A 14,985-nucleotide genomic window follows, 5' to 3' on the forward strand; every position below is an offset into this window, starting at 1 on the left:
TTTTGATACAGAAAGGACAAATGACATGAAAAACTACAACCTGAAGATGGACCTCCAGCTCTTTGCCGACCCTTCTGCCAGCCTGCAGAACACCACCGGCACCATGACCAACGAGATGAAGACCTTCTACGAGAAGCGTCTTATCGACCAGGCAGAGCCCCGTCTGGTGCATGACCAGTTCGCGGACTACTATCCCGTACCCCAGAACGGCGGCAAGACCATTGAGTTCCGCAAGTACGACAGCCTGCCCAAGGCCGATACCCCGCTGACCGAGGGCGTGACTCCCAACGGCCAAACCCTGAATGTGACCACCATCACCAGCGACCTGCACCAGTACGGCGGCTGGACTCCGCTCACCGATGTGCTGCAGATGACGGCCATCGACAACAATGTGGTACAGGCCACCCGCGTTCTGGCAAGCCAGGCGGGCCGCACCATGGACAGCATCACCCGCGATGTGCTGGCCGGCGGCACCAACGTCATCTATGCGCCGAAGCTTTCCGCAGACGGCACCGAGACTGCCGTCACCAGCCGCAAGGCGCTGGACAAGAGCTGCACCCTGACCCCGAAGCTGTTCTTCCAGGCTGCGGCACAGCTGGGCGCGATGAACGCTGACCCCATCGGCGACAGCTACATCGCCATCATCCATCCCTACGCCGCCTACGACCTCAAGACCTGCAAGGAGTTCATCGAGGCCCACAAGTACGCCGACCCCGACACCATGTACCGCGGCGAGATCGGCAAGCTGGGCAACATCCGCTTCATCGAGACCAGCGAGGCGAAGATCTGGAAGGACGCTACCTGTCCGGAGGGTCTGGCCGTCTTTGGCACCCTCGTGCTGGGCGCCCACGCCTACGGCGTCACCGAGCTGGAAGGCGGCGGCCTGGAGCACATCGTCAAGCAGCTGGGCTACGGCGACGATCCGCTGAACCAGCGCGCCTCTGTGGGCTGGAAGGGTATGCGCGCCGCCGAGCGTCTGGTGGAGCAGTACATGGTGCGCATCGAGAGCGTGTCCAGCTATTCCACCACTGCGGCGGCAAACTGAGCCGGCCGGAAAGGAGAAGCTATGGCAGAAAAGAAGAATGTCCGCATCCGGCTGTTCAAGGACAACAGCCGGTACAAGGGCGATCTGTTCGTGAGCGTCAACGGCGTGAACTACAAGATCCGCCGGGGCGTGGAGGTGGAAGTGCCGCCTGAAGTGGCCGAGGTGCTGGAACACAGCCAGCAGCAGGACGAGTACACCGCCGCCCGCATCGCTGCGGCAGAGACTGCGGCCCAGTAAAATAAGACAACGCGGCCCGGCAGAAACGGCGGAGAAGGCCGCTTCTGCCGGGCCTTTTTGGAAAAAGCGAAAGGAGGCTTTTTATGACGGTAGGAGAAGCGATGGAGCGAGCCGAAGAGCTGCGCCCGGGCAGCCGTGTCGCGGCCCGCACCCGGCAGCGCTGGCTGTGCGAGGTGGACGGGATGCTGCGGGAGAAATTTTTCCGGCCCAGCAGCGCCGACAGCCGGGAGGGCGTGGGCGCGGACATTGCGTGGGACAACGGCCTGCGGGATGACGACGTGCTGCTGGTGCCGCCGCCCTTCGACAGCCTGTACCCGCACTATCTGTGCGCCATGACGGACGCCGCGCTGGGCGAGAACGACCGGTACGCCGGTGAGCAGGCTCAGTACAACGGCATCTTAGCCGAACTGGCCGCGTGGCTGCGGCGGAAGAATCTGCCCACCCGGGGCTGCAGCTGGCGTTGGTAAGGAGGGAGAAAGATGATACTTTCGAACCGGAACGGCCTGAAAAACACACGGAACATGCTGCGGGTGTTCGGCGGGCTGAACGAGACGTACAGCTGCACCGAGGCAGAGTACAGCGCGGGCATCAACTTTTCGGCCCGGAATTTCCCGGCCCTGAGCACCCGTCTGCCCCGGCGGAAGCTGCGGGAGGAAGCAGACCTGAACGGGATGTATCACCTGAACGGCCTGTTGACCGTCTGCGGCAGAGACCTCGTCTACACGCCGGATGATGCTGATGAGATGGAAGTGACCCTGAAAGACACCGTGGAGAACGGCAGGAAAACGCTGGTGGGCATCGGAACGAAGATCCTGATCTTCCCGGACAAGCTGGCTTTCGACACTGCCAGCCGGAAGGTGAGCGCTCTGGGCGCGGTGTGGTCGGGCAAAAACACCAGCGTAGAGTTTGCACCCTGCGACGCGGAAGGCAAGGTCTACGAGGTGAGTGGCTGCGGCCCTGCTGAACCCGACAAGCCGACGGACGGCCAGCTTTTCCTGCGGGTGGAAGACCCGGAAAAGCCATGGAGCAGCGAGAGCACGCTGGAAGTATATAGTGAGGCGTCCGGCAACTGGTCGGCGGTGGTGCTGGACTACTGCCGCATCTCGGCAAAGGGGGTGGGAACAGACTTTGCAGCAGAGGACACCGTGACCCTCACCGGCTCTGCAGCAGAACAGGCCGGGCAGTGGAACGAGCTGGACGGCGACCGCATCGTCTACGACGCCGGCGCAGATGCTCTGCGCGTCAAGGCCGACCCGGGCGGCGAGTGGTTCTATGGCCGTCTGACCCGCACCGGCGCAGCGGTAAGATGGGTGAGTCTGGACGGCAGCGTCAGCCGGGAGTTCGTCTCGGCAGAGGTGGTGGAGCTGGAACGCCGGGTGCCGGATATGGACTACCTGACCGAGTGCGACAACCGGGTGTGGGGATGCTCCAACAAGGAGAACGTCATCTACGCCTGCAAGCTGGGCGACCCCACCAACTGGTTCTCCTACCGGGGTATTGCCGCCGACAGCTATGCTGTGACCGTGGGCAGCGACGGGGCATTTACCGGCGCGGCTACCTGTATGGGATACGCGCTTTTCTTCAAGGAAAACACCCTTCACAAGCTTTACGGCTCCAAGCCCTCGGATTTCCAGCTCAGCAGCCTGCGCTGCCGGGGAGTGGCAAAGGGCGCTGCCCGGAGCCTCTGCGTCATCAACGAGACACTTTATTATCTCTCGCCCGACGGCGTGATGGCCTGGGACGGCAGCATCCCCACCAAAGTCTCGACGGCCCTCGACCCGGCCCGGCTGCGGAACGTGAAGTCGGCGCTGGGCGGCGCGCTGGACGGGCGGTATTATCTGCACCTCGTGCGGGGCAGCGGCGAAGCCCAGGCCGTGCGGCTGCTGGTCTACGACACCGAGCGGGGGCTCTGGCAGGAGGAAGATGTCTGCTCCTACGAGATGGCCGGAAGCGGCGGGCAGCTCTATCTCTGGGACGGAAAGGCCATCTGGGCCGCAGATGCAGACCGGGAGGAGAACTGGCAGCAGGCGGGCGGTATCGAGGACGGCGTGAGCTTCGAGCTCGTCAGCGGGAACATCGGGCTGGACAGCCCGGAAGAGCTGTATCTCTCCCGGCTGACGCTCCGGCTCGAGGCCGAGGTGAAGAGCCGCATCGAGGTGGCTGTGAGTTACGACAGCGGAGCGTGGGAGACACTGGCCCAGCTGACCGCCGACGGGCGGCGCTGCTTCGATGTTCCGTTTGTGCCGAGGCGGTGCGGGAGCCTGCGGTTCCGGCTGAAGGGCAGAGGTCAGCTCACCCTGCGCAGCCTGACCCGGACGAGCGCCGCCGCGAAGGGCGGCATTCTGGCACAGGAGGTGAACTGAACATGGCAAGTGTCACGGGACTTTCGAAGATCGGACTGCCCCATCTGAGCGAGAACATGGACGCGGAGGATGCCCGCGCCATCCGTAACTACTTATACCAGATGCAGGAGCAATTACAATATGTGCTCTGCAATCTGGACGTGGAAAATATGTCGGAGCCGCTGCGCGCCCGGCTGAACAGCATCCAGTGAGAAAGGAGAATTTATGAGCACCGAGAAAAAGAAAGAACAGCAGCTGCTGGAAGATGTGACTGCCCAGCCTGCAGTCCAGTCCTCCTACAGCACGGCGGGACTGAACAGCCGCAAAGAGGTGGAGAATGCACTGACAAATGCGGTGTACACCCCCGGCCAGAGCGTCACCGACGCAGCAGCGGACCTGAAAAACTGGCAGCAGAACCGTCCGGGCAAGTATGAGAGCACCTATCAGGGCCGCATCGAAGACCTCATCGGTCAGCTGCTGGAGCGGAACAGCTTCCAGTACAGCTATGCACAGGACCCGCTCTACCGCCAGTATGCCCAGCAGTACACCCAGAACGCCCGCAACGCCAGCGCGGACGCCGCCGCACAGGCTGCGGCCCTCACCGGCGGCTACGGCTCCAGCTATGCGGCCAGTGTGGCCCAGCAGGCGTACCAGCAGCAGATGGGCGCGCTGAACGACGCCCTGCCGTCCCTCTACCGGCTGGCGTTGGACACCTACAACAGTGAGGGCGACGATGTCGTGACCCGAATCGACCAGCTCAACACGCAGGAGCAGAACGCACAGGCGCAGTATAACGCGGAGCTGTCGGACTATTACAGTCAGCTCGACCGGAAGGGCAGCGCCTACAATGCTGCCTACGAGCAGGACTATGGTCGCTATCAGGACTATCTGGGCCGGCTGGACACCCTGTACGGCTACTATTCCAATCAGGAGCAGCAGGCCATCGCCAAGCGCCAGCAGACGTTCAATAATGTGCTGAGCATTCTGGGCGTTATCGGCGACGCGGTGCAGCTGGCCATCACCGGGACCACCGGCATCGGCTCGCTGGTGGGTACGCTGGCCAACACCGGGTATAATATGTATGCCAAAGACCGCGCCTACGCGGCCGAGCGTGCTGACGCTGCGTGGGACCAACAGATGCAGGAGACCCAGCGGCAGGACAGCCTTGCCCAGCAGAAGTACAAGAACGAGCAGGCGGAGCGGCAGTATCAGGACACCCTGCGCCAGCAGGAGTTCAACAACAATGTGACCAGCGAAAAGCTGAATATCGCCAAGGGCGAATGGGCGCTCAAGCAGTCCAAGGCAGCCCAGAGCGCCCAGCAGGCTGCGGCAAACGCCGGGGCAAAGAGTGCGGGCAGTTCGGGAGGCTCGGGCAGCGGGTCGGTGCTGTCGTCCGGAGGCGGCACCATCGTACCTTACAGCGCAGCCCGCCTCTACCGGCAGGGCAGGAGCGACACGGCCATCCGCAGCGAACTGCTGAAGGAGGGCTACTCCAACGATGAGGTCGCCAATATCCTAAAGCAGTTGGGAAGCTGAAAAATACGAAAAGGCCGCAGCGTAGAACACGGAAAGGTGCTCTGGGCTGCGGCCTTGGTTTGTTTATAAAGTAGAAGAGGAGGGAGAGTAGCTCACGAGTTGCGCTTGCTGATTTTTCCGCAGCCCCTTGGCGGGGCCTTGAAAAATCAGAGCGCGGCCCCAGCCTCACCTCCCTGTTTCCGCCGCAGGCGGCGGTCGGTTCGGCTGCACTGGGCATCCCCACAATAGAAAAAGACCCGCAAGCATATGCTCGCGGGTCTTTTTAGTGGGGTGCCCAGTGGGACTCGAACCCACGGTCTCCAGATCCACAATCTGGCGCGTTAACCGACTACGCTATGGGCACCACATCAATGCGCCCGAAGGGACTCGAACCCCCGGCCCACTGCTTAGAAGGCAGTTGCTCTATCCACCTGAGCTACGGGCGCACGTTGTTATCCCATTGGGTTCTGATATGGTTCGCAGCTGTAAGTCGAAGCACGCTGCGAGAAGTATAATACCATAGCCCCGGGGTTCTGTCAAGAGAAATTTGAAACTTTTTTGCGCTTTTTGCAAAAGGCTTCTCACAGCAGCCACATCCCCACAAAGCCGAACGTAAGCCCGAAGGCTGCGCCTGCCAGCACATCCCGGACGAAGTGCGCCCCAGAAAGCACCCGCAGCAGACAGATGAGGGCGGCGATGGCCAGCATCACGACGCCGACGGCAGGGTAGAAGTAGAGCCACACCATCCCGAGGACGGCGGCACTGAGTGCGTGGCGGGAAGGGCAGGAATTGCCGTGGGTCTCCTTAGATACCAGCGGCACGAAGCCCGGCTGCTCATAAGGGCGGGGAAAGTTGAGCCTCGCCCGCAGGATGGTTCCCAGCCCGAAAGCCAGACCCGGAACGAGAATGGCCCGGGCAATGACCTGCATAAAATCAAGAGCGCCGCCGCCCCGTCCGATGGTGAGCATCGTGAACCACCGGAGGTTGAGCAGTACCAGAAGCACCGGATAGCAGACGAAAGGCACGAGGGGGAGCCAGCGGTTGAGCAGAATGATGCCCTCCCGCAGGGCGGGATGTCCCTCGAGCCAGTCTGTTAGTTTTTTATATCGTTCCGGTGTCATGCAATTCCCTCCCTGAGAGATTCAGTCAAAACAGGTGTTGAGATAGTTTTCTACATCGAAAGGCTCCGGCGTGGAGTCCTTGCGCAGGTAGAGGGGATGGTGGGGGTGGCCCTTTTTGCTGCGGGGGCCGAAGGTCACCCAGGGGATGTTCTTTTCCCGCGTCAGGGCAACCATCTCCCGCATCAGGCCGGGCAGATAGTCCCGCTTTTCAATAAGAGTACCCCATGCGGCCCACATGGTGGGCTCGGTCTGGGCCAGCACGGCCTGCAGCCAGCGGAGATTTTCGTCGCAGAGGGTGCGGTCAGGCGTTTTGTCCATGTCGTTGGGGTTGGTGGCCCGCTGGGGGTAGACGTTGAACATGATCCAGCTGTCGAAGCCGTTGGCGTTGGCCAGACGCTCGACGCTCTTCAGAGTGGGGTCCAGCGCACCGGGCTGGGCGGTGCTGGGGTTGATGCCGATGCACACCAGCGGGCGGCGGCCCACCCGCCCCAGCACATAGCGGTAGGGCTGGTAGGTGTGGGGCTCGTAGTACCACAGACCGCCGGGATATTCGTCGGCTTCCAGCCGGGGAAGAGTTTCACAAAGCATAGCTTACCTCACAAGAAACGTGTGTTTCTTTTATCGTACCTTAAAATTTGTGTGAAAGCAACACCTTGCGGCGAGAAAGTCTCCCATAATTTCGATTTTCATGCTATACTATCCCTTAGAGGAAAGTATCCCTCTTCGCTTGCTGAAAAAGCAGAAGGAGTTTTGTTTATGATAGAAGATTACCGCAGCGCCCAGCGTGCAGGCCAGCGTGCCTATCGGGCCAATGTGGCCCGGGGACAGTCGCCTTATCTCGCGGTGCTGGACGACATCCTCACCGATGTGGACATCGTGGCGCAGGAGCCTCTGGGGCTGGTGGACATCCCGGCCGAGAGCATCGTGGGTACCAAGACCGCCGGACGCCACACCGCCTTTGCCTCCAATTTCATGCCTCTTCTCGAAGACGACACCGAGTTTGCAGTCAAGTGGTCGAACCTCTGTGACGCCCATCTGGAAGAGGGCATCCACACCCCTATTATTGCCTTCGAATACCTGAACAAATTCTATGTGCAGGAGGGCAATAAGCGTGTCTCCGTCCTCAAATACTATGAGGCCGTGAAAATTCCCGGCACTGTCACCCGGCTCATCCCGGCAAAGAATGACACGCTGGAGAATAAGCTCTATTACGAGTTCCTTGATTTTTACAAGTTTTCCCGCATCAACTACGTCAGCTTCTCCCGGCTGGGGGGCTATGCAAAGCTGCAGACGCTGGCCTGTAAGGCCACGGGCGAGGCGTGGACGGACGACGACCGGCTGAATTTTTCGTCCCTCTACACCATGTTCAGCCAGCAGTTCTATGCGCTGGGCGGCGGCTCACTGGGCCTGACGCCGGGCGACGCGCTTTTGGTGTACCTGTCGGTGTACCGTTACGCCGACGCCTGCGAGTCCACCCCGACCAAGGTGCGGGAGAATCTGGCCCGCCTCTGGGACGAGGTGAAAATTCTGGCAGAGCCCCACGCTGTGGAACTGCTGCTGGAGCCGAAGCAAAGCTCTGAGCCGCTGCTGAGCAAGCTGAACATTTTCAGCTCCCGCCCCAGCGAGCTGCGGGTGGTGTTCCTCCACGAGCACAACGCCCAGACCAGCGCATGGGTGCGCGGACAGGACAAGGGCCGCGCCGCGCTGGTGAAAGCTTTCCCGGATAAGCTCTATGTCAGCTGCCGGGAGAACGTCAACCCCGAGGTGGATGCAGAGCAGGTGCTGGAAGAGGTGGCCCATGACCATGCGGACATCGTCTTCACCACCAGCGCCCGGATGCACACCGCCTGCCTGAAGGTCGCGGCCCAGCACCCCAAGACCCGTTTCTTGAACTGTTCCCTCAATGCGCCTCATCCGCTGGTGCGCACCTACTACCCCCGCACCTATGAGGTGACCTATCTGCTGGGAATGCTGGCGGGCATCGTCTCCCACAGCGACAAGGTGGGCTATGTGGCTGCAAACCCGGTGTACGGTGTGCCTGCGGCCATCAATGCCTTTGCTCAGGGCGTGCGTGCCGTCCGGCCCGACAGCCGGGTGGTGCTGCGCTGGGCCTGTCTGTGCGATGCGGCACACCCGCAGGATTTCTCTGACAGGAAAGACATCGAAGTCTTCTACAGTCAGGACTTCCGGGAGCCGGAAGGCACCTACCGCGATTACGGCCTCTGCCGCCGCCTGCCCGACGGCGTTCTGCAGCCGCTGGGCCTGCCGGAGTGGCGGTGGGACGTGTTCTTCACCGAGATCGTCCGCTCCGTGTTTGCCGGAACATGGGACAGCGCCCCCGGCGGCAGGGCGATCAACTACTGGTGGGGCCTCAAGAGCGGTGCCGAGCGGGTGGAATACCCCACCCGGCTGAACGACGGCACCATGCAGCTGCTCAAGATGGCAGAGCGCCAGCTCTGCGATGGGGAGATACAGGTTTTCCCGACCGAGAGCTACAGTCAGGGCCATGCCCTTCACCATGCGGCTTCCGGCATTTATACGCCCAAGGAACTGATGGAGATGGACTGGCTGGAAGAGTGCGTGGAGGGCGAACTGCCCAGCTACGACGAACTGGACGCCAAGACCCGCAGCCTTTTGAACATCAATGGTCTGGACAACGTAAAGGGAACGCCGCAGTAACAGGCAAAGACCCAAGGATAGAAAAGAATGGAGCAAAAGCATCGTGAAAATACTTGCGATTTCGGATGTGCCGTCCAAACTGCTCTGGGACGAGAGCGTCCGCAAGCGGCTGGAAGGCATCGACCTTATCCTCTCCTGCGGTGATCTGCCGAAAAAATATCTCGAATACCTCACAAACTTCACCACCGTCCCCATCCTGTACGTCCACGGCAACCACGACGGCAGTTACAAGGAGTCAGAACCGGGTGGCTGTATCTGTGTGGACGATGCGGTCTATGTCTGGAAGGGACTGCGCATCATGGGCCTGGGCGGGTGCAATCGGTACAACAGGGACGATACCTTCCAGTACACTGAGGCTGAAATGCGGCGGCGCGCCCGGAAGCTCTGGCTCGCGGCCCGGCGGGCGGGCGGCATCGACATCCTGCTGACCCATGCCCCGGCATCCGGCCTCAACGACGGCACCGACAAGGCCCACAAGGGGTTTCAGGTGTTCAACGATCTGATGGACCTGTATCAGCCCAAGTGGTTCATCCACGGGCATATGCATCTGAATTATGGGGCAAACCTGCCCCGTGTCTGCACCCGGGGCGGCACGACGGTCATCAACGCTACCGAGCGGTACGAGTTTGAGATACCCGACCCCGTTCAGGTGCCGAAGCGGAAGCTGTTCGGGCGGGGATAAAAATCAAAGAAAAAGGAGAACGACAATGGAGATAGAACGCGCCTTGCAGCAGCTGGAATTGCTGCAAAAGAAGCTGTACGCCTACCACTGTGCGGACAGCTCCCTTTATCTGGACGCTGTGACCACCGCGCCCAGCGATACCTCCGAGGGCCGGGGCGTGGCCATGAGCATTCTGGCGGGAGAAAGCCAGAAACTGATGACCTGCCCCGAGACGAAAGCGCTGCTGGATGAGCTGAGCGCCCGGGCCGGGGAGCTGGACCTCGTCCACCACCGCGAAGTGGAGGAGCTGCGCCGCAGCTGTGAGCAGCTGACCCGCATCCCGGCGGACGAATATATGGCCTACAAAGAGCTGTGCAACCGGGCGGACGACGTCTGGCACAAGGCCAAGGCACAGGACGATTTCGCCCTGTTCTGCCCCGTCTTGCAGGAGCTTGTAGATTACAATCGCCGCTTTGCCGGTTATTATGACGCCTCGAAAGCGCCCTATGACGCTCTGCTGAACGAGTATGAGCGCGGCGTGGATAGGAAGATGCTGGACAGCTTCTTTGCGACGCTGCGGGAGGGGCTGGTGCCGCTCATCCACAAAATCGGCGAGAAGCCGCAGATCGACGACAGCTTCCTCCATCAGGAGTATCCGGCAGCACAGCAGAAGGCCTTCGCCGACTATCTGATGGAGGTGATGGGCCTCGACCGCAGCCATTGTGGTCTGGGTGAGACGGAGCATCCCTTTACGCTGGAATTCAACAATAAGGATGTCCGCATCACCACCAACTACGACGAGCACAATGTGGCATCCTCGATGTACTCTGTCCTTCACGAGGGCGGCCATGCTCTGTATGAACTGGGCATCCGGGATGACCTGCAGTACACCTGTCTTGCGGGCGGAGTCTCAATGGGCGTCCACGAGAGCCAGTCCCGTTTCTATGAGAACCTCATTGGGCGGTCGCGGCCCTTCGTGGAAGCTATCTATCCCAAGGTGCAGGAGTTCTTTCCCCAGCAGCTGGGCGGCGTGAGTGCAGAGCAGTTTTACCGCGCTGTCAATAAGGCTCAGCCCAGCCTCATCCGCACCGAGGCCGACGAGCTGACCTACTGCCTCCACGTCATGGTACGGTATGAGATCGAAAAGCAGCTCATCGGCGGCACGCTGGAAGCAAAAGATGTGCCGGCTGTCTGGGCGAAGCTTTATAAGGAATATCTGGGCATCGAGGTGCCGAATGACCGGGATGGCTGTTTACAGGACAGCCACTGGTCGGGCGGCGCGTTCGGCTACTTCCCGTCTTACGCGCTGGGCAGTGCCTACGGCGCTCAGATGCTCCGCCGGATGGAACAGGACGTGGACGTCTGGGGCGCGGCGGCAAAGGGCGACCTCACACCCATCACGGCGTGGCTGCGGGAAAAAGTCCACCAGTACGGCGGGCTGATGGAGCCTGCCGACGTGGTGAAGAACGCCTGCGGTGATTTCAGTGCTGAGGATTATATCCAGTACCTTACCCGAAAGTACACCGAACTGTACGGCTTATAAAAAAGAAAAGGCGTCTGCACAAATGACTGTGCAGACGCCTTTGTTCGTGTTGAGGAACATCACAGCTCCAGCTTGCCGGAGACTTTGTTGATGACATAGTAGGCCATACCCTCTTCAGGCTTGACGTAGACCTTGCAGGACTGGACGCCCACCTTATGAGTGGCGCGGTAGTCGGCCTTGGCGCGCTCGATGACATCGGTGATGTTGTACTGGTTGGTGCCGAACTCGACATAAACCTCCGGGGAGAGCGGGGGACGACCGCGCCGCTGTGCAGCACCAGAAGATTTGCGCTTCTTCGGCTCTGCCGCAGGAGCCTCAGGAGCAGCGACAGCTGCAGGGGCAGCAGACTTTTTCTCAGACATAGCTTATACCTTCTTTCCTGTATTCCACTGCAAATTGGAAACGTGGATGATTTCCGGGCCGGAAGCTGTATTACCGGTCAGTCCGACCGCTTTCTGTTCGTGCCAACGATTTGGAGCACTATACTTATATAATAGTTATTTCTTTGACGTTTGTAAAGTATTTTTTGGAAAAATCATCCCCATATTTCTGCGCCCGGAGCACTAAATTCTGACAAAAAGGGGGAAGAATGCCCTAGAAAAAAGAAACTGTCCGGATTTGTGTGCGGCGCAGCGGAGAGAAAAGAAATGCAGCGCACGGGGAAAAGCAGAAATTTCCGGGGAATTACCCGGCACAGCAGTCCTCGGCCCGCTTCACGACGGGGGCGAGAAGTTCCTCGTCCCAGTCTTCGGCGAGGACAAAAAGGGCCTGATCAATGACCTCCTGTGCGCAAGCGTCCGGGCAGCCCTGTGCCAGCCGGAATACTGCTGCCAGCAGCCGCAGTTTGAGGGCGCGGATGTCCTCCGGCGCGGCCCAGAGCCGGGCGAAGTCGTAGTTGTCGGTGTTGCCGCAGCGCATGGTGCAGGTGGCGCAGTTGGGGGCGACGCGGTGCTTTTCTGTCTCGACGATGCTGTACATCCGGCGCAGCGCGTCTTCGGCAGCGTCCGGGTCTGCAGCCAGCCGGAGACCGGAGGCCAGCACACGGTCGGTATCCTCGGTCTTCGGCTCGTTGACGGTGGAGCGGGCCAGTCCCACCAGCGCCCCTAACAGCGCGTCGCGCTGGCGCTGGGCGTCGGTAACGGGGGCAGAAAGAAAATGATTCATAGAGAGTACTCCTTTGGGTACGATGTTGTCTCTCTCAGTATACACGCCCGCGGCCCAAAAAGGGAGAGGAAATCTGCAGAAATTTGATGAGTTGTGAGCTGCATCTTGATTTTGAGAGAAAAATCCGCTATAATAACTATGTTGTCTGTAAAACAGAATACGCCGGTGTGTCGGAATGGCAGACGAGGGGGACTCAAAATCCGCTTCGTGATTTTTCGTGTCTGTGCGAGAAATTCACGAGTGCTCGTTAAATTTTGAAAGTTTGTCGAAGCAGGATTTCTTACATCCCTCCTGAACATCCCTCCAATCTTCAGAAACCGGTACTAATGTCCCAAAATTGAATATAAGCCGATGTGGCGGAATGGCAGACGCAAACGACTCAAAATCCGCTTCGTGATTTTTCTTGTCTGTACGAGAAATTCACGATTGTGCGTTGAATTTTGAAGGTTTGTCGAAGCAGGATTTCTTACATCCCTCCTGAACATCCCTCCAATCTTCAGAAACCGGTACGAATGTCTCAAAATTGAATATCAGCCGATGTGGCGGAATGGCAGACGCAAACGACTCAAAATCGTTCGGGAAACCATGTGGGTTCGAGTCCCACCATCGGCACTTCATCATAAAACAGCTTAGGATCGAAAGATTTTAGGCTGTTTTTCTTTTTTGCCCATTTTTTATACTTTGGCGTTTTCTGGGAAGATATTGACGATTGCATTCGCCGAAGATACCTTACTGGAGAAATCCAGATGTGTATAAATGTTGCTTGTCGTGCTGATGTCGCTGTGCCCCAGCCACTCCTGAATCTCCTTCAGGCTCACGCCATTGGCATAGAGCAGACTGGCGCAGCTATGGCGCAGATCGTGAAAGCGGATACGCTTCATCTGGTGTGCGACCAGAAAATCCGGGAAATGTTGGCTCAGGAAATCGGGCCGAATCCGTTTTCCCATCGGGTCTACATAGATATAGTCAAGATAATCGGTGCAATAGCTTTTGCCGCAGACCTTCCGATTCTGCTCCTGCTCCTTTTTCATTTTATTGAGCATCTGCTCACAGGCAGGGATTAGGGGAAGTGTCCGGCAGCTCGACTTTGTTTTTGTCTTATCTCGTGCGATTTCTGTTAGCGTTCCGTTGACCTTTGCGGTCACAACCGTATGCTGAATGCTGATTTTCTTGTTTTCAAAGTCAATGGCATCCCATTTCAAGCCAACAACTTCACTGCGCCGCAGGCCGTAGAATGCAGCCATGATAACGCCAAACTCCGAAGGGTCACCTTGAATCGCTTTGAAAAGCTGCTCCAGTTCTTCACCGCTGTAAATCTCCGACTTGAACTTTTCCTTACGAGGACGTTCAACGCGATCTGCCGGGTTGGAACGGATCATGCCGATTTGAAAAGCGTACTGCAAGCATTTGCGGATGTTGGCGTGATAGTGAATGACGGTGTTTGCCGTAAGGCCACGATCCAACTCATGCTGGTAGAAGTCTTGGATGTATTTGGGATGCTGTTCCATATCCTGCAATGTATAGTGGAGCGGTTCAAAATATGGGACGATCTTGTGAACGATTGCTCTTTCATAGCTGGTATAGGTTGTGATTTCCACTCGTGACTTCATCATTTTCAACCAGTCCGTGATGAAGTCGGTGAAAAGTACCGGGGAGTTATCAAGGCAGGGGTCAACTTCTTTGATGGGGCTGACCTTCAGCCAATTATTGTCAACGGCATATTGTAGGGCATCGGTCAACTCCTTGTGCCAATCCAGAAGCTGCTGTACACTGGCCTCCTCCTGCTGACGCTCATAGCGGAAGAACGTTTCCAGATCGCGCGGAGAGAGTGCTTTCAAAGACAGCCGCTTCTTTTCAAAGTATGGGACAACTACTCTTCCCAGATCACTGCCATAGGTTTCGGGCGGAAGGTTCATCACGCTTTCTCGAAGCCAGCGGTTCAGATATTCCGATACCGGCAGGTCGGAAACCTGCTGCATCGTTTCAGGGTTAAACTCTTTTTGTGTTTTACGCAACAGAGATTCAGCTCTTTTTTTGTTTCCTTTAACAGGAAGTCCTGTGCTGATGGATTTGGTTCTGCGCTTTCCATCTGTGTCTTTCCAGCTCAGAATCATCTGATACATACCGTTTTGTTCTCTTAAATGTCCGGCCACATTTGTCATAGTTATGCTCCTTTCTGTTCGCAGCCAAACGTCCTTTGCTTAGGCATCATAAGTTTAGAAGATTCTGGAGTGTTTTGCAAGGATGGCACAAGGGAGTTTGAAAGGTGCATCCCTCCAAGTTGCCGATCCTGATCGAGCAGGTACTCTACCACGCAGAGTTTTGGTATCTTATAGCTGCGTCCTACACGCGCCGAGTGGATCTTATTCTGCTTGACCAACAGATACGCATTCTTCCGGCAGATGCCAAGCATTTCCTGAAGATGCTCCACCGTCACCACATCCGGGTAGTCCTTGAACATCGTCAGATACCTCTCCGTCTTTCGGTCAGGCTCTTCCTGAATCAAAGTGCAGGCTGCGATCTCGCTCATTCCTGTCCTCTCTTTCTAGTTCAATATGTCGATTATTCAGCAGAAAATACTATATGTAAAGAGCAAATGGTCTTTTTCGGGTACCATCGCCCTTGCCAAAGGAGATATTTGAGCTTAGAACTTCATCGGCAGTGCGTCTTTCCTGCAC

Annotated in this window: 15 protein-coding genes and 3 tRNA genes; 10 read left to right on the plus strand and 8 right to left on the minus strand. The window is 58.3% G+C overall.

Features of this window, described 5'->3' with window-relative positions; genetic code table 11:
• Positions 1 to 25: 25 nt before the first annotated feature.
• The 6 genes from AAAU26_RS07020 to AAAU26_RS07045 all read left to right on the plus strand — a co-directional run bounded on the left by AAAU26_RS07020 (position 26) and on the right by AAAU26_RS07045 (position 5,160).
• On the plus strand, positions 26 to 1,045 hold the full coding sequence (locus AAAU26_RS07020) for a N4-gp56 family major capsid protein (protein WP_227619279.1): 1,020 nt from the start codon (positions 26 to 28) through the stop codon (positions 1,043 to 1,045).
• Positions 1,046 to 1,066: 21 nt separating this feature from the next.
• Positions 1,067 to 1,282 (plus strand): hypothetical protein, encoded by a 216-nt coding sequence (locus AAAU26_RS07025; protein ID WP_015565805.1) that lies wholly within the window; start codon positions 1,067 to 1,069, stop codon positions 1,280 to 1,282.
• An 83-nt stretch (positions 1,283 to 1,365) separates the two neighbouring features.
• Positions 1,366 to 1,749 (plus strand): hypothetical protein, encoded by a 384-nt coding sequence (locus AAAU26_RS07030; protein WP_227619280.1) that lies wholly within the window; start codon positions 1,366 to 1,368, stop codon positions 1,747 to 1,749.
• Between the two features lie 12 nt (positions 1,750 to 1,761).
• Complete coding sequence (locus tag AAAU26_RS07035) at positions 1,762 to 3,645, plus strand: hypothetical protein (protein ID WP_227619281.1); 1,884 nt, start codon at positions 1,762 to 1,764, stop codon at positions 3,643 to 3,645.
• Between the two features lie 2 nt (positions 3,646 to 3,647).
• Complete coding sequence (locus tag AAAU26_RS07040; RefSeq protein WP_149794530.1) at positions 3,648 to 3,836, plus strand: hypothetical protein; 189 nt, start codon at positions 3,648 to 3,650, stop codon at positions 3,834 to 3,836.
• A 13-nt stretch (positions 3,837 to 3,849) separates the two neighbouring features.
• Positions 3,850 to 5,160, plus strand: a complete 1,311-nt coding sequence (locus AAAU26_RS07045; RefSeq protein ID WP_227619282.1) for a cell envelope biogenesis protein TolA — start codon at positions 3,850 to 3,852, stop codon at positions 5,158 to 5,160.
• A gap of 266 nt (positions 5,161 to 5,426) precedes the next feature.
• Here AAAU26_RS07045 and AAAU26_RS07050 read toward each other — a convergent pair.
• The 4 genes from AAAU26_RS07050 to AAAU26_RS07065 form a co-directional block, all read right to left on the minus strand.
• A tRNA-His gene (locus AAAU26_RS07050) sits at positions 5,427 to 5,503 on the minus strand.
• Positions 5,504 to 5,511: 8 nt separating this feature from the next.
• A tRNA-Arg gene (locus AAAU26_RS07055) sits at positions 5,512 to 5,585 on the minus strand.
• A gap of 135 nt (positions 5,586 to 5,720) precedes the next feature.
• A complete protein-coding gene (locus AAAU26_RS07060; protein WP_227619283.1) occupies positions 5,721 to 6,260 on the minus strand; it encodes a phosphatase PAP2 family protein in 540 nt (179 codons plus the stop codon).
• A 21-nt stretch (positions 6,261 to 6,281) separates the two neighbouring features.
• Entirely contained in the window at positions 6,282 to 6,848 is a 567-nt protein-coding gene (locus tag AAAU26_RS07065; RefSeq protein ID WP_227619284.1) for a DUF1643 domain-containing protein, read from the minus strand.
• A gap of 168 nt (positions 6,849 to 7,016) precedes the next feature.
• Here AAAU26_RS07065 and AAAU26_RS07070 point away from each other — a divergent pair, with 168 nt between their 5' ends.
• Genes AAAU26_RS07070 through AAAU26_RS07080 form a run of 3 tightly spaced genes read left to right on the plus strand, consistent with a single transcriptional unit; the run spans position 7,017 to position 11,143 of the window.
• Entirely contained in the window at positions 7,017 to 8,939 is a 1,923-nt protein-coding gene (locus tag AAAU26_RS07070; protein ID WP_227619285.1) for a BMP family ABC transporter substrate-binding protein, read from the plus strand.
• Between the two features lie 43 nt (positions 8,940 to 8,982).
• Entirely contained in the window at positions 8,983 to 9,621 is a 639-nt protein-coding gene (locus AAAU26_RS07075) for a metallophosphoesterase family protein (RefSeq protein ID WP_227619286.1), read from the plus strand.
• A 25-nt stretch (positions 9,622 to 9,646) separates the two neighbouring features.
• Positions 9,647 to 11,143, plus strand: coding sequence for a carboxypeptidase M32 (locus AAAU26_RS07080; protein WP_227619287.1), 1,497 nt, complete (start codon positions 9,647 to 9,649; stop codon positions 11,141 to 11,143).
• 59 nt (positions 11,144 to 11,202) lie between these two features.
• On the opposite strand, the gene AAAU26_RS07085 is transcribed toward AAAU26_RS07080, so the two are convergent.
• Complete coding sequence (locus AAAU26_RS07085; RefSeq protein WP_158394958.1) at positions 11,203 to 11,505, minus strand: DUF6465 family protein; 303 nt, start codon at positions 11,503 to 11,505, stop codon at positions 11,203 to 11,205.
• A gap of 322 nt (positions 11,506 to 11,827) precedes the next feature.
• Entirely contained in the window at positions 11,828 to 12,307 is a 480-nt protein-coding gene (locus tag AAAU26_RS07090; RefSeq protein ID WP_227619288.1) for a hypothetical protein, read from the minus strand.
• A 533-nt stretch (positions 12,308 to 12,840) separates the two neighbouring features.
• On the opposite strand from AAAU26_RS07090, the gene AAAU26_RS07095 reads away from it, so the two are divergent.
• Positions 12,841 to 12,919 (plus strand) — tRNA-Leu (locus AAAU26_RS07095).
• Positions 12,920 to 12,981: 62 nt separating this feature from the next.
• On the opposite strand, the gene AAAU26_RS07100 is transcribed toward AAAU26_RS07095, so the two are convergent.
• Positions 12,982 to 14,469 carry a tyrosine-type recombinase/integrase gene (locus tag AAAU26_RS07100; RefSeq protein WP_227619289.1) on the minus strand — a complete coding sequence of 496 codons (1,488 nt, stop codon included), beginning with the start codon at positions 14,467 to 14,469 and terminating at the stop codon, positions 12,982 to 12,984.
• Positions 14,470 to 14,471: 2 nt separating this feature from the next.
• Entirely contained in the window at positions 14,472 to 14,837 is a 366-nt protein-coding gene (locus AAAU26_RS07105; RefSeq protein WP_113993110.1) for a helix-turn-helix domain-containing protein, read from the minus strand.
• Positions 14,838 to 14,985: the final 148 nt, after the last annotated feature.

The organism is Faecalibacterium longum, assembly GCF_040094125.1.
Lineage (GTDB): Bacteria > Bacillota > Clostridia > Oscillospirales > Ruminococcaceae > Faecalibacterium > Faecalibacterium longum.

Bases quoted from the DNA above. Each gene is read 5' to 3' on its own strand.
- AAAU26_RS07020 (WP_227619279.1), top strand. From the start codon at position 26: ATGAAAAACTACAACCTGAAGATGGACCTCCAGCTCTTTGCCGACCCT.
- AAAU26_RS07025 (WP_015565805.1), top strand. From the start codon at position 1,067: ATGGCAGAAAAGAAGAATGTCCGCATCCGGCTGTTCAAGGACAACAGC.
- AAAU26_RS07030 (WP_227619280.1), top strand. From the start codon at position 1,366: ATGACGGTAGGAGAAGCGATGGAGCGAGCCGAAGAGCTGCGCCCGGGC.
- AAAU26_RS07035 (WP_227619281.1), top strand. From the start codon at position 1,762: ATGATACTTTCGAACCGGAACGGCCTGAAAAACACACGGAACATGCTG.
- AAAU26_RS07040 (WP_149794530.1), top strand. From the start codon at position 3,648: ATGGCAAGTGTCACGGGACTTTCGAAGATCGGACTGCCCCATCTGAGC.
- AAAU26_RS07045 (WP_227619282.1), top strand. From the start codon at position 3,850: ATGAGCACCGAGAAAAAGAAAGAACAGCAGCTGCTGGAAGATGTGACT.
- AAAU26_RS07060 (WP_227619283.1), bottom strand. From the start codon at position 6,260: ATGACACCGGAACGATATAAAAAACTAACAGACTGGCTCGAGGGACAT.
- AAAU26_RS07065 (WP_227619284.1), bottom strand. From the start codon at position 6,848: ATGCTTTGTGAAACTCTTCCCCGGCTGGAAGCCGACGAATATCCCGGC.
- AAAU26_RS07070 (WP_227619285.1), top strand. From the start codon at position 7,017: ATGATAGAAGATTACCGCAGCGCCCAGCGTGCAGGCCAGCGTGCCTAT.
- AAAU26_RS07080 (WP_227619287.1), top strand. From the start codon at position 9,647: ATGGAGATAGAACGCGCCTTGCAGCAGCTGGAATTGCTGCAAAAGAAG.
- AAAU26_RS07085 (WP_158394958.1), bottom strand. From the start codon at position 11,505: ATGTCTGAGAAAAAGTCTGCTGCCCCTGCAGCTGTCGCTGCTCCTGAG.
- AAAU26_RS07090 (WP_227619288.1), bottom strand. From the start codon at position 12,307: ATGAATCATTTTCTTTCTGCCCCCGTTACCGACGCCCAGCGCCAGCGC.
- AAAU26_RS07100 (WP_227619289.1), bottom strand. From the start codon at position 14,469: ATGACAAATGTGGCCGGACATTTAAGAGAACAAAACGGTATGTATCAG.
- AAAU26_RS07105 (WP_113993110.1), bottom strand. From the start codon at position 14,837: ATGAGCGAGATCGCAGCCTGCACTTTGATTCAGGAAGAGCCTGACCGA.